Annotated in this window: 10 protein-coding genes; 8 read left to right on the top strand and 2 right to left on the bottom strand. The window is 63.9% G+C overall.

Going from position 1 to position 12,847, the window contains the following annotated elements; genetic code table 11:
- Positions 1–60: 60 nt before the first annotated feature.
- The 7 genes from bcoG (at position 61) to NKI32_RS11375 (ending at position 7,913) form a co-directional block, all read left to right on the top strand.
- Positions 61–984, top strand: a complete 924-nt coding sequence (gene bcoG / locus NKI32_RS11405) for a 3-dehydrocarnitine:acetyl-CoA trimethylamine transferase BcoG (protein WP_027049242.1) — start codon at positions 61–63, stop codon at positions 982–984.
- A 14-nt stretch (positions 985–998) separates the two neighbouring features.
- Entirely contained in the window at positions 999–1,622 is a 624-nt protein-coding gene (locus NKI32_RS11400) for an HD domain-containing protein (RefSeq protein ID WP_027049243.1), read from the top strand.
- A 2-nt stretch (positions 1,623–1,624) separates the two neighbouring features.
- Complete coding sequence (locus NKI32_RS11395) at positions 1,625–2,719, top strand: carnitine 3-dehydrogenase (protein ID WP_353002640.1); 1,095 nt, start codon at positions 1,625–1,627, stop codon at positions 2,717–2,719.
- A gap of 5 nt (positions 2,720–2,724) precedes the next feature.
- Positions 2,725–3,888 carry an acyl-CoA dehydrogenase family protein gene (locus NKI32_RS11390; protein ID WP_023668860.1) on the top strand — a complete coding sequence of 388 codons (1,164 nt, stop codon included), beginning with the start codon at positions 2,725–2,727 and terminating at the stop codon, positions 3,886–3,888.
- Between the two features lie 3 nt (positions 3,889–3,891).
- Positions 3,892–5,970 carry an acetate--CoA ligase family protein gene (locus tag NKI32_RS11385; RefSeq protein ID WP_023702509.1) on the top strand — a complete coding sequence of 693 codons (2,079 nt, stop codon included), beginning with the start codon at positions 3,892–3,894 and terminating at the stop codon, positions 5,968–5,970.
- Entirely contained in the window at positions 5,963–6,745 is a 783-nt protein-coding gene (locus tag NKI32_RS11380; protein WP_023696923.1) for a carnitinyl-CoA dehydratase, read from the top strand. Before NKI32_RS11385 ends, NKI32_RS11380 begins: the two co-directional genes overlap by 8 nt.
- 226 nt (positions 6,746–6,971) lie before the next feature.
- The gene (locus NKI32_RS11375; RefSeq protein ID WP_023696924.1) at positions 6,972–7,913 is read left to right on the top strand and encodes an alpha/beta hydrolase; all 942 of its coding nucleotides are present in this window, start codon (positions 6,972–6,974) and stop codon (positions 7,911–7,913) included.
- Positions 7,914–7,919: 6 nt separating this feature from the next.
- On the opposite strand, the gene NKI32_RS11370 is transcribed toward NKI32_RS11375, so the two are convergent.
- Positions 7,920–8,783: a hypothetical protein gene (locus NKI32_RS11370; protein WP_023696925.1), complete on the bottom strand. Its 864-nt coding sequence runs from the start codon at positions 8,781–8,783 to the stop codon at positions 7,920–7,922.
- A gap of 6 nt (positions 8,784–8,789) precedes the next feature.
- On the bottom strand, positions 8,790–10,382 hold the full coding sequence (locus tag NKI32_RS11365) for an ABC transporter substrate-binding protein (RefSeq protein WP_023696926.1): 1,593 nt from the start codon (positions 10,380–10,382) through the stop codon (positions 8,790–8,792).
- A gap of 202 nt (positions 10,383–10,584) precedes the next feature.
- Between NKI32_RS11365 and NKI32_RS11360 the strand changes: the two genes are divergently transcribed.
- Positions 10,585–12,840: an NHL repeat-containing protein gene (locus tag NKI32_RS11360; RefSeq protein ID WP_353002663.1), complete on the top strand. Its 2,256-nt coding sequence runs from the start codon at positions 10,585–10,587 to the stop codon at positions 12,838–12,840.
- The last annotated feature ends 7 nt before the right edge of the window (positions 12,841–12,847 follow it).

Raw genomic sequence — 12,847 nt, 5'->3', positions numbered from 1 at the left:
GCAAAACAGTTTCCGGCAAGTCGGTCATTGTTGGGTCTGTTTCTATGGGAGGAGATGTCCATGCCGCTCGCGATGAACCGTGAGGTTTTCATTACCTGTGCCGTGACCGGGTCCGGCGGCTCGCAGGACCGCTCCCCGCATGTGCCACGCTCGCCCAAGCAGATCGCCGATTCTGCCATCGACGCGGCCAAGGCCGGTGCCGCCATCGTCCACTGCCATGTCCGCGACCCCGAGACCGGCAAGCCGCGCCGCGATGTCCATCTCTACCGCGAAGTGACGGACCGCATCCGCGCGGCAGAAGTCGATGTGATCCTGAACCTGACCGCCGGGATGGGCGGCGACATGGTGTTCGGCTCACCGGAAGCGCCGCTGCCGCTCAATGAAAAAGGCACCGACATGGGCGGCGCCACCAACCGCATGGAACATGTGCGCCAGTGCCTGCCGGAAATCTGCACGCTGGATTGCGGCACCATGAACTTCGCCGAGGCCGATTATGTCATGACCAACCCGCCCGGCATGCTGCGCGCAATGGGCGGCATGATGACGGCGCTCGGCGTCAAGCCGGAGATCGAAGCCTTCGATACCGGCCACCTCTGGTTCGCCAAGCAGCTGGTCGAAGAAAAGGTCTTGAATCCCGACGCGCTGGTGCAGCTCTGCATGGGTGTGCCGTGGGGGGCGCCGGACGACCTCAACACCTTCATGGCCATGGTCAACAACGTGCCGTCGACCTGGAACTGGTCGGCCTTCGCCATCGGCCGCAACCAGATGGCCTATGCAGCCGCTGCAGTGCTCGCCGGCGGCAATGTCCGCGTCGGTCTCGAAGACAATCTCTGGCTCGACAAGGGCGTGCTGGCCACCAATGCGCAGCTGGTCGAGCGCGCCGCCAGCATCGTCACCAATCTCGGCGCCAGGATTTTGGGGCCGGAGGAAGTGCGCAGGAAGCTCAACCTGACCAAGCGGGCGCCGATCGCAGCGGCTGCTTAAGACGGGAGCGGATCATGGCTACCGTCAAATTCACTGCGATGAAGGATGGCGACAGGCAAGACTACGAGTTCCTGACCGCCCATGAGATCGACTATGCCGCCAGGACCGGCGAGCGGCTGCTCGACGCACTGGTGCAACTCGACGAAGGCCTGTCGGGCTACAAGATCACCAGGCTCGGCCATTCGCTGCAAGCGGCGACGCGGGCCTGGCGTGACGGCGCCGACACCGACTGGATCGCCTGCGCGCTGCTGCACGACATCGGCGACATCTACGCTCCCTACAATCACGACGAATACGCCGCTTCGATCCTGAAACCTTTCGTGCGCGAGCAATGCACCTGGGTGGTGGAAAAGCATGGCGACTTCCAGCGGCTCTATTACGCGCATCATCTCGGCGGCAACCGCCATGCTCGCGACCGCTTCGCCGGCCATGCCTATTTCGACGATTGCGACCAGTTTTGCGAACGCTGGGACCAGTCGAGCTTCGACCCGGACTACGACACGCTGCCGATCGAATTCTTCCGGCCCTTCGTGCTCGAAGTCTTCGCCCGCAAGGCCTACGACCCCTCCGTGATCCGCTCCGGCGAGCGCGTGCCTCTCATCGACCCCGAAACCGCCAAGACAAGAACCGGAGCCTGACCATGAGCATCATCAACAAGGCAGCCGCCATTGGCGGTGGTGTCATCGGCGCCGGCTGGGTGGCGCGGCTGCTGCTCAACGGCATCGACGTGTCGATCTTCGATCCGGACCCGGAAGCGTCACGCAAGGTCTCGGAAGTGATGAAGGGCGCGCGCCGCGCCTACAAGCAGATGGTTCCCGGCGGCCTGCCCAGGGAAGGCAGACTGACCTTTGCCAAGACCATCGCCGAGGCGGTGGCTGACGCCGATTTCATCCAGGAGAGCGTGCCGGAGCGGCTCGACCTCAAACACCGCGTACTGGCCGAGATCGATCTCTACGCGCCGGCCAACGCCATTGTCGGCTCGTCCACCTCGGGCATCAAGCCGACCGACATGCAGGTGGCGATGAAGAAGCATCCGGAGCGTCTGGTTGTCGGACATCCCTTCAACCCGGTCTATCTGCTGCCGCTGGTCGAGATCGTCGGCGGCGAACAGACCTTTCCAGAGGCGATCGAGGTCGCAAAGGAGATCTATGCATCGATCGGCATGAAGCCGGTGGTGATCCGCAAGGAGATCGAGGCCTTTGTCGGCGACCGCCTGCTCGAAGCGGCCTGGCGTGAGGCGCTGTGGCTGATCAAGGACGGCATCTGCACCGTTGAGGAACTCGACGACATCATGCGCTATGGCTTCGGCCTGCGCTGGGCGCAGATGGGCATGTTCCAGGTCTATCGCGTCGCCGGCGGCGAAGCCGGCATGCGCCACTTCATGGCGCAGTTCGGGCCGTGCCTGAAATGGCCGTGGACCAAGCTTATGGACGTGCCGGAGTTCAACGACGAGCTGGTCGATCTTATTGCCACCCAGTCGGACGACCAGGCGCACGGCCTGTCGATCCGCGAACTGGAAAGGATCCGCGACGACAATCTGGTCGCGATCATGGATGCTCTGTCGAAACAGAACAAAGGCAAGGGCTGGGGCGCCGGCGCCTTGCACAAGGACTATACCAAGCAGTTGGCCAAGCTGGCGGCGAAGAAGCCGGCCGCATCCAGGGCCGCAGAAAAGGCCAAGGCATCGAAGCCGGTGAAGAAGGCGGAAAAGCCGAAGAAAAAGAAGAAGGGCTGAGGACCATGGATTTCGGTCTTTCGGAGGAACAGAAGCTCATTGTCGAGACGACGCGCGCGTTCGTCGAGAATGAGCTTTACCCGCATGAACGCGAGGTCGAGCGCACCGGCGTGCTGCGCCGCGAGTTGATCGAGGAGATCAAGGTCAAGGCAATCGAAGCCGGGCTCTATGCGGCCAACATGCCGGCCGATGTCGGTGGCGCCGGCCTCGATACGGTGACTTGGTTGCTCTACGAGAAGGAACTCGGCCGCGCCAACTATGCGCTGCACTGGACCTGCGTCGCGCGCCCCTCCAACATCCTGCTCGCCGGCACACCCGAGCAGCGCGAAAAATACCTGTTCCCGTGTATTCGTGGCGAGAAGTGGGACTGCCTGGCGATGACCGAGCCCGGCGCCGGCTCCGATTTGCGCGGCATGAAGGCGTCAGCCGTGCAGGACGGCGACGACTGGGTGCTCAATGGCACCAAGCATTTCATCAGCCACGCCGATCTTGCCGATTTCGCAATTAGTTTCATGGCTTCGGGCGAGGAAGAAACGCCGCGCGGCAAGCGCAAGAAGATCACCGCCTTCTTCGTCGACAAGGGCACCAAGGGGTTCACCGTGCGCGACGGCTACCGCAACGTCTCGCATCGCGGCTACACCAACGCCATCCTCGAATTCGACGATTGCCGCCTGCCGGCAAGCCAGGTGCTGGGTGAGGTCCACAAGGGCTTCGACGTCGCCAATTCCTGGCTCGGCGCCACGCGCCTGCAGGTCGGCGCCACCTGTCTCGGCCGCGCCGAGCGGGCACTCGGCCACGCCATCGAATACTCGGCGCAACGCCAGCAGTTCGGCCAGCAGATCGGCAAGTTCCAGGGCGTGTCGTTCAAGCTCGCCGACATGGCGACGGAACTGAAGGCGGCGGACCTGATGGTGTTCGAAGCCGGCTGGAAGTACGATCAGGGCACCGTCACCGATCAGGACATGGCCATGGCGAAGCTGAAGGCTACCGAAATGCTCGCCTTTGTTGCCGACGAAGCAATCCAGATCCATGGCGGCATGGGGCTGATGGATGACCTGCCGCTGGAGCGCATCTGGCGCGACGCCCGTGTCGAGCGCATCTGGGAAGGGACGTCGGAAATCCAGCGCCACATCATTTCGCGGGCGCTGCTGCGCCCGTTCGGGGCATAACCCATGCACAAGCTTGAGCGTCTGTTGCGCCCAAAATCCATCGCGGTGTTCGGCGGGGCCCAGGCCGCCGCCGTCGTCGCCCAATCGATCAAGATGGGCTTTGTCGGCGAAATCTGGCCGGTGCATCCGAACAAGGACGAGGTCGCCGGCCGCAAGGCCTATCGCTCGGTCGCCGAATTGCCCGGGGCGCCCGACGCCGCCTTTGTCGGCGTAAACCGGCATCTCACCATCGAGGTGATCAAGGCGCTGGCCAAGCGTGGCGCCGGCGGCGCCGTCTGTTTTGCCGCGGGCTTTCTTGAGACCGAGGCCTATGACGATGACGGCGAGCGGCTGCAGGCCGAACTGGTGGCTGCCGCGGGCCAGATGCCGATCATCGGGCCGAACTGCTACGGCCTGATCAACTATGCCGATGGCGCGCTGCTATGGCCCGACCAGCATGGCGGCATCAGGCTGCCCGAAGGCGCCAAGGGCGTCGCCATCATCACCCAGTCCTCCAACATCGCCATCAACATGACGATGCAGAAGCGCGGCCTGCCGATCGCCTTCCTGATGACCGCCGGCAACCAGGCGCAGACCGGCCTCTCCGAAATGGCGCTCGGCCTGATCGAGGACGAGCGCGTCACCTCGCTCGGCCTGCACATCGAAGCCTTCGATTCGGTAGCCGGCTTCGAGAAGCTGGCGGCGCGGGCGCGCGAACTGAAGAAGCCGATCATCGCCATGAAGGTCGGCCGGTCCGAACAGGCCAGGCAGGCGACCGTCTCGCACACAGCTTCGCTCGCCGGTTCGGATGCCGCTTCGGGCGCTTTCCTGCGGCGGCTCGGCATTGCGCGCGTCGATTCCATCCCCGCCTTTATCGAGGCGCTGAAGCTTCTGCACGTCACAGGACCACTGCCCGGCTATAGACTGTCATCGATGAGTTGCTCGGGCGGCGAAGCCTCTGTCATGGCCGACAGCGCCGAAGGCCGCTGGGTCAATTTCCCGGAGCTCACCAGCAAACACCGCGCCCATGTCAAATCGACGCTCGGGCCGCTGGTCGCGGTCGCCAACCCGTTGGACTATCACACCTTCATCTGGAACAATGAACCGGCGATGACCGCCACCTTCACCGCCATGGTGTCGGGCGGTTTCGACCTCAACATGCTGGTGCTCGATTTCCCGCGCCCCGACCGCTGCTCGGTCACCGACTGGTGGGCGACGCTGCGCGCCTTCGAGGCGGCGCTGAAGACCAACAAGGCGCATGGCGCGATTGTCTCGTCGCTGCCGGAGAACCTGCCGGAGGAATACACCGCCGAGCTGATGGCGCGCGGCATGGTGCCGTTGTTCGGCATTTCCGAGGCCATTGATGCCGCAGGCGCGGCGGCCTTCATCGGCTGGGCCTGGGCCGAGCCGCAGGCGCAGCCGATCGACACGTCGGCTGCAGGTGCTGCCGGCGGCGATCATGTCACCCCTGACGAGGCCGAAGCCAAGGCGCGGCTGATCGAGGCCGGCTTGCCGGTGCCGAAGGCCGAACGCGCCGCCAATGCCGTCGAAGCGGTGATTTCGTCGATGGCGCTCGGCTTCCCGGTGGCGTTGAAGGCGCTTGGCGTCACCCACAAGTCGGAAGTCGGCGCTGTCAGGCTTAACCTCAAGGACGCCGAATCCGTCAGCACCGCGGCGCACGATCTCTTGCCGCTCGGCACCGGGCTCTATGTCGAGCGCATGGTGCGCGACGGCGTTGCCGAACTGATTGTCGGCTTTACCCGCGACCCGATGTTCGGCGCCGTCATGACGCTGGGAACTGGCGGCGTGCTGGTCGAGCTGTTGCGCGACAGCGTGACCTTGATGCTGCCGGCAACGCGCGACGATATCGAGGCGGCGCTACGCGGCCTGAAACTGTTCCCTCTGCTTGAGGGCTATCGCGGCCGGCCGAAGGCCGATGTCGCCGCGGCCATCGACGCCATCGCGGGCATTGCCGGCTTCGTGCAGACGAATGCCGGAGAGATCGAGGAACTCGACATCAACCCGCTGATCGTCTGCGCCGAGGGCAAGGGCGCCTGGATCGCCGACGCGCTGCTGGTGCTGGGAGAGAAGAAGAATGTCTGACGTCATTTCCACCCGCCGCGAGGGCACCATCCTCGAGGTCACGCTCGACCGGCCCAAGGCCAACGCCATCGACCTCAAGACCTCGCGGCTGATGGGCGAGACCTTCAAGGCGTTCCGCGACGACCCGGAACTGCGCGTCGCCATCGTCAAGACCGCCGGCGACAAGTTCTTCTGCGCCGGCTGGGATTTGAAGGCAGCCGCCGGTGGCGACGCGGTCGACGGCGACTATGGCGTCGGCGGCTTTGCCGGCCTGCAGGAGCTGCGCGACATGAACAAGCCGGTCATCGCCTGCGTCAACGGCATGGCGGTCGGCGGCGGCTTCGAGTTGGCGCTGTCCTGCGACCTCATTTTCGCCTCCGACCACTCCTCCTTCGCACTGCCCGAAATCCGCGCCGGCACGCTAGCGGACGCCGCGACGATCAAGCTGCCGAAGCGCATTCCCTATCATGTCGCCATGGACTTGCTGCTCACCGGCCGCTGGATGGATGTAGCGGAAGCGCATCGCTGGGGCCTGGTCAACGAAGTGTTGCCCAAGGAAAAGCTTGAAGACCGCGTCTGGGAGGTCGCAAGGCTACTGGCCAGCGGCCCGCCGCTGGTGTTTGCCGCGATCAAGGAGACGGCGCGGGTGGCCGAGGCGCTGACCTTCCAGGATGCCATGAACCGCGTCACGCGCCGGCAACTGGCGACGGTCGATGCGCTTTATGGCTCCGAGGACGGTATGGAAGGGTTCCGGGCGTTTGCGGAGAAGCGCGACCCGGTGTGGAAGGGGAAGTAGCCTCTTTACCCTCCCCTCGATGGGGAGGGTCGGACCGAAGGTCCGGGGTGGGGTGATGCGCCACCCGCCCCCCCCCCCCCCGCGCGGCGCCCGGGACCCCCCCAGCACCACCCCCCCCTCGTGGGGGGGGGCGGGCCCCCGGGGGGGGGGGGGGGTGTCTGCGCCCCCACCCCCACCCGCCGCTTCGCGGCGACCTCCCCCATCAAGGGGGAGGTAAAGGAGCTGCATGACCGACTACAAAACCCTCATCGATGCCGAGACCTGGGCCTTCATCGAGCGGACCAATTCCTATTACCCGCCCGATACGATCGACTACACCATCGCCCAGCAGCGTGCGATTTATGACCGGATGTGCCGCGAGTTCTTTGCCGGCTATCCCAATGGTGTGACGGCGGAAACGACTTTCATTGCCAACCGATCACACGACATCCCGATCCGCATCTATCGCAGCGCTACCCCGAACACGGCGGCGATGGTGCTCTACATCCATGGCGGGGGTTTCATCCTCGGCGGCCTAGACAGCCATGACGATGTCTGCGCCGAGCTCTGCGCCCGCACCGGTTACGAGGTGGGTTCCATCGATTACCGGCTGGCGCCGGAGCATTTGCACCCGGCCGCTTTCGACGATGCTTTACGTGCCTTCGAATGGGCAGCCAAAACCTACGACCGCCCTATTCTGCTGTGCGGCGACAGCGCCGGCGGCAATCTCTGCGCGGCTGTTGCTCACGCAACGCGTGGCCATGCCAAAAAGCCGATCGGCCAGGTGCTGATCTATCCGGGCCTCGGCGGCGACCGTTCGAAGGGCTCGTATGTCGCGCACGCCGAAGCACCGATGTTGACCATGCGCGATCTCGAATTCTACAAGCACATCCGCACCGGCGGCGCTGACGGTACTGGTGACATCACCTTGTCGCCGCTCGCCGACACCGATTTCACCAAACTGCCGCCAACCGTGCTGATCACCGCGCAATGCGACCCGCTGTCGTCCGACGGCGAGGCCTACCGCGACCGCATCCTTACCGCAGGCGGACACGCCAGCTGGTCCGAGGAGCCGGGGCTGGTGCATGGCTATCTCCGGGCCAGGCACACGGTCGGCCGGGCCCGCGCCAGCTTCAACCGTATCGTCGAAGCGGTGTCGGTGCTGGGCAAGGGCGACTGGATCTGGTGATCCGGCTCAACCGCGGACAAAGGCGATCAGTTCCTCAGCCATGCGATCGTTGAATTCCCGACGAAAGCGGTTTTTCTTCAGCCATTCAGGGTTTGAGCCGACGGTCTTGTTGGCATCCACGACAACGCCTTTGCCATCGACAATGAAATAGTCGATGGCGCCGAAGTCCAGGTTGAGCCGCTGCCGCACCGCCAGCACTTCCGGTGGCACGGCGCCGCCCACCTCATTGCTCAGGATTTTTGAGCCGGCGCACAACACATCGTCGTAGACCTGCCGCATGTTGACCTCGGCACCGAGCAGGAACATGTAGCGGTGCTTGACGATGGGCAGGTCGAGCGTATCGAAAGCGAACTTTTCCACCATCAGGCGATTGTTGCGCCATACATCCCGCGGAACCTCGCCGATCGTCTGGTAGACCTTATAGGGCGGGCACAGGCGGTCCTTGTAGCCGGGTTCGAAGAGCTTGCGGATGGCATGCGCGCTCCTGGTCAGGCCGTTGCGATGCTGCCACCAGCGCTGCTCTGGTCGGCCCCTGGAGTTGAGGACCGTCTTGACGACAACCGGCCCCTTGTGGCTGTCGCCGGCCTCCAGCTTCAGTGTCGAATAAAGGTGCCGGTGGATGGACAGCGCGCGGCCATTGATGGTGCGGTCGTAGAGGTGGCCGAGACCGCGGTACGTTGGCGGCACGATTGTCAGGTCGACATGCAGAAAGGCCACCGGCGCCCGATCTCGGCCGGCCGGCCGGTCGAGCAGGCGCACTTTCAATCCAGCCTGTTCCAGGTAAGGCAGTAACTGCGCGATGCAATAGCTCCGCACCAGTCGGAAATTGCGCAGGCTCTCTACATAGACATCGAGATCTGCGGCAGACACCGAACGCTATTCCTTGATATCGACGCCCGAGAAATCGTGGTGATCAAAGGGGTCCATGACATAGCCCGTCACCTGTTCGCGCATCGGGATCGAGACCACGGAGTGGGCGATAGCGACCCACGGCATCTGCTCCCTGAAGATCGTTTGCGCCTGCGAATAGAGTTTTGCGCGGGCAGCGGGATCGACGATCCCGGCTGCCTGCTTGAGCAGATCGTCGAAGGCCGGAAAACACCAGTTGGCACGATTGGTGGTGCCGACGCCGGCACAGCCAAGCGGCACCGACAGGAAGTTGTCGGGGTCGCCATTGTCGCCGGTGAAGCCGAACAGCATGGCGCCGTCGCGGTCGCGTGACTTCGAGCGGGCAAGGTATTCAGTCCACTCATACGTCACGACTTCCACGGTGACACCGATCTTTGCCAGGTCGGACTGGATCATTTCGGCCATACGCTGCGCATTCGGGTTATACGGACGCTGCACCGGCATCGCCCAGATCTTCATGTGCAGGTCTTTTACGCCGGCATCGGCGAGCCCCTGCCTGGCGGCAGCGGGGTCGAAGACATGATCGGGGCTCGTCTTGTCATAGGCCCAGGAGGTTGGCGGCAGCGGATTGCGTGCGACTTCGCCGGTGCCGCGGAATACGACGTCGACCAGCGCCTGCGTGTCGATGGCAATGGCGATCGCCTTCCTCACCCTTGGATCGTCGAAGGGCTTCTGCAAGGTGTTGAAGGCGAGGTATCCCGTATTGAGGCCCTCCTGCCGCATGACCTTGATTCCGGGCGTCGCCTTGATCGCCTCCAGGTCGGCCGGATTTGGATAGGGCATGAGATCGCATTCGCCGGCGCGCAGCTTTTCCATGCGAATGCTGGCATCGGTGGCAATGGCGAAGACGAGATCGTCGATCTTCGGCTTGCCGCGCCAGTAGTCCGGATTGGCCTTGTAGCGGATGACTGCATCCTGCTGGTAGTCGACAAGCTGGAACGGACCCGTCCCGACCGGCTTCAGCGCCAAGTCGAGAAGCCGCTTCTCTGCGACGAGCTTGTCGGCATATTCCTTGGAAACGAGCGAAGCGAAATCCATCGCCAGGTCGGCAAGCATCGGCGAATGCGGCGCCTTCAGCTTCATCACCATAGTATGGTCGTCAAGCTTGCGCCAACCGGCGACAAGATCCGGCATGCCGATGCCGTCGAAGTAAATGTACTGGCGTTTGGCGTAATTGTTGAACGGGTTCTGCGCGTTGGCCTGCCGGTCGAAGGTAAACAGCACATCATCGGCGTTGAAGTCGCGGCTCGGCGTAAAACCCTCGACGCTGTGGAACTTCACGCCGTGCCGCAGGTGGAATGTGTAGGTGAGGCCGTCGTCGGAAATCTCCCAGCTTTCGGCAAGGCCGGGGCGCACCTTGGTGGTGCCGGGCTCGAACTCGACCATGCGGTTGTAGAGAGCGGTGGCCGAGGCGTCGCGGGATCCGGAGGCGAGTGCGGGATCGAACGTATCGGGGCTAACCTCGGTGCAGTAGACCAAGGTCTTGGCTACGGATTGATGGACCGGCAACGCACATGGAAAAAGCGCCGCCAGCAAGAGAACGAAGTGCCTGCGTGTCATGATCCCCCCAGGGTTGGGAAGACGCTAGCAGAAGCCGGCACTGACGGTAAGTAAGCCGGCCGGTCTTTCGCGCGCCAAGACTGTTTTCCACCTTGAGTTGACACAAGGAATTGGCCGCGCCTCTGTGAAATGGCGGACAGACCCGGCCGCCGTTTTGCATGAACCTTTCCGCTCCAGCCTGCGACTGACGACCAGGCGCCGCATGGTGCGGGCCGGAAAGGATGCCCCCATGACCAGGACCCCAGAGGCTCCACGGTCTCCGGGACCAACGCAAGCTCAGCGCGACCACCGCCTTCGGGATGGAGTCGATGCGCTGGGCTTTCGGCTGATTCCGTTGACCCTGCGCAGGAGCAGGCGTATCGTGAAGATGAGGAAAGCAGACAATTCGATCAGGGACGAACGTGCCGGAACGCCGCGCCTTGCCCTGTTTCGCGCGGCCGGACCGGATGTTCCTCCCGAAAACTTCGGGGGGAGTTTTATGTCCTGCGATCGCGGCGCGTCCATGTCGTCTCCAAGCGGCGGTTTGCGCCGTTCGCTCCATCTGGCCGGCGGTTTGCTTGCCCTGGCGCTGAGCGCCACGCTCTGGTTGGACACAGCCGCCCAAGCGCAGGAAACCCAGATCATCTATCCCGGCTCGATGGCGGTCACCGGATTTTCCGGCACCGTCATTCCCAATTTCGACTCTGCCGATTCCGAAAGGGGGGGGCTGCCGCCCGGCGTCGACCCGGTCGACGAAACCTTCATCGACACGACGCGCGCCACCTTGCGCGTCTTCGACGTTTCGGCGCTCGGCGGACCGGCTTCCGGCCAGCTCGTCTACACGCCGCCGCCTTTCGAGGTGACGGCCGAACAGATCGGCCAGGTATTCGCCATTACCTATGATGACGGTGTGCGCGACGGCGTTCCCACGGGCGTCCCCAACCTCTATGCCGGCGCGACCTCGCTGCACGGCATCCGTATCGTCACCCCGGACGAAGATGCCGACGGTCGGCCCGAGCGACAGCGCCGCGGAACCGCAGGCGCCGTCTTCATGGACGGCCAGTTCGGCACCGAAAGCGGTGGCGGTCCGGGCACGATCTGGAAGATCGACGGCATCACCGGCGCGGTCTCCAAATTCGCCGACATTGACACCAACAGCGGTTCCGGCATCGGCGACATCAGCTTCGACAGCAATCACCGCGAGTTCTTCGCCAGCGACCTCGACACGGGCTTCATCCACCGCCTCGACGCCAACGGCACGCTGATCGACACATTCGATCACGGCGTTGCCGGGCGGCCGGCGCATGGGCTGGCTCCCGTCGCCGATGACGGTGCGGTGATGGACATACAGGGTGCTGCCTTCGACTCGGAAGACCCCGACACATGGGGCTACACGCAGGACGAACGCCGCGTCTGGTCCGTCGCCTATCATGGCGGCCGGCTCTATTATTCGGTCGGCGAAAAGGCCGAGATCTGGTCGGTTGGCATTGCCCGCGATGGCAGCTTTGCCGGTGATCCGCGCTGGGAGCTGACGGTCAAGGCCGACAAGGACTACGCCGTCACCGACATCGCCTTCGACAGCCAGGGCTTCATGTATCTGGCGCAGCGCGGCCCGGTCGAGAATCGCTACGATTACAGCCAGTTCGCCGATTCCGGCAAGGGCGAGGTCATCCGCTACTGGCGCGAAAACCCGGACGATCCGGCGACGGAATCGGTCTGGGTGGAAGAGCCGCAGGAATATGCAGTCGGCTTCCCGCAAGGCAACCGGCAGTCGGCCGGTGGGCTCGACCTGCAATATGGCTATGACGCCGACGGCAATCTCGACACCGGCGTGTGCACCGACACGCTGGTCAACACCGGCGACAAGCTGCGCGACAACCCGACACTTGCCGACCAGCTCGCCGCCGGCGGGCCGCTTGCCGTGCACGGCGTGCAGATCACGCCGACGCCGTTGGTCAAGCCGGCCAACGTGCCGCCTTTCGGCTCGTGGTTCGTCGACTTCGACGGCTATTTCGAAGACCCAGAAGTGGAAGGCCATGTCGGCGACGTCGAGGTCTGGCACCCCTGCGACGGCCGTGCCGGCTATTATGAAGAGATCCCCGGCGGTTATCTGCCGCCGTTCTATCCGCCGGACTTCCCACCGCCCGGCGATCTGCCTCCGTGCATCGATGTCGAGGATGTTCAGTTCTACTGCACGCCTCGCGGCCTCCAGGCCGACCTCTATCTCCATGACCATGCCGGCTTTGGCGGCGATTCGATCAAGGTCCAGTCCATGACACCAGGCGTCGGGGTGACATCACCCCAGTCGCATGCTCCCGGTAAGCCTTACACGGTCGACATCACCGGCCATTCTCCGGGCGACAGAGTCGATGTTGGACTTTGCTTCTACAGGCAGTCCGACAAGGACAAGGGTGGCTACTACCCTTGCTGCAAGATGACTTTGCCGCTCAGAACCCCAGCCGTCAGCTGCGAACGTTGAGGAGGGG

The organism is Mesorhizobium sp. M0761 (genome assembly GCF_040320205.1).
Lineage (GTDB): Bacteria > Pseudomonadota > Alphaproteobacteria > Rhizobiales > Rhizobiaceae > Mesorhizobium.
Note: the sequence above shows the minus strand (reverse complement) of the source record. Positions and strands in the feature narration are given on the sequence as shown.

Coding starts and splice junctions, on each gene's coding strand:
- NKI32_RS11385 (WP_023702509.1), top strand. CDS start 3,892: ATGCACAAGCTTGAGCGTCTGTTGCGCCCAAAATCCATCGCGGTGTTC.
- bcoG (WP_027049242.1), top strand. CDS start 61: ATGCCGCTCGCGATGAACCGTGAGGTTTTCATTACCTGTGCCGTGACC.
- NKI32_RS11390 (WP_023668860.1), top strand. CDS start 2,725: ATGGATTTCGGTCTTTCGGAGGAACAGAAGCTCATTGTCGAGACGACG.
- NKI32_RS11360 (WP_353002663.1), top strand. CDS start 10,585: ATGGTGCGGGCCGGAAAGGATGCCCCCATGACCAGGACCCCAGAGGCT.
- NKI32_RS11365 (WP_023696926.1), bottom strand. CDS start 10,382: ATGACACGCAGGCACTTCGTTCTCTTGCTGGCGGCGCTTTTTCCATGT.
- NKI32_RS11395 (WP_353002640.1), top strand. CDS start 1,625: ATGAGCATCATCAACAAGGCAGCCGCCATTGGCGGTGGTGTCATCGGC.
- NKI32_RS11400 (WP_027049243.1), top strand. CDS start 999: ATGGCTACCGTCAAATTCACTGCGATGAAGGATGGCGACAGGCAAGAC.
- NKI32_RS11380 (WP_023696923.1), top strand. CDS start 5,963: ATGTCTGACGTCATTTCCACCCGCCGCGAGGGCACCATCCTCGAGGTC.
- NKI32_RS11375 (WP_023696924.1), top strand. CDS start 6,972: ATGACCGACTACAAAACCCTCATCGATGCCGAGACCTGGGCCTTCATC.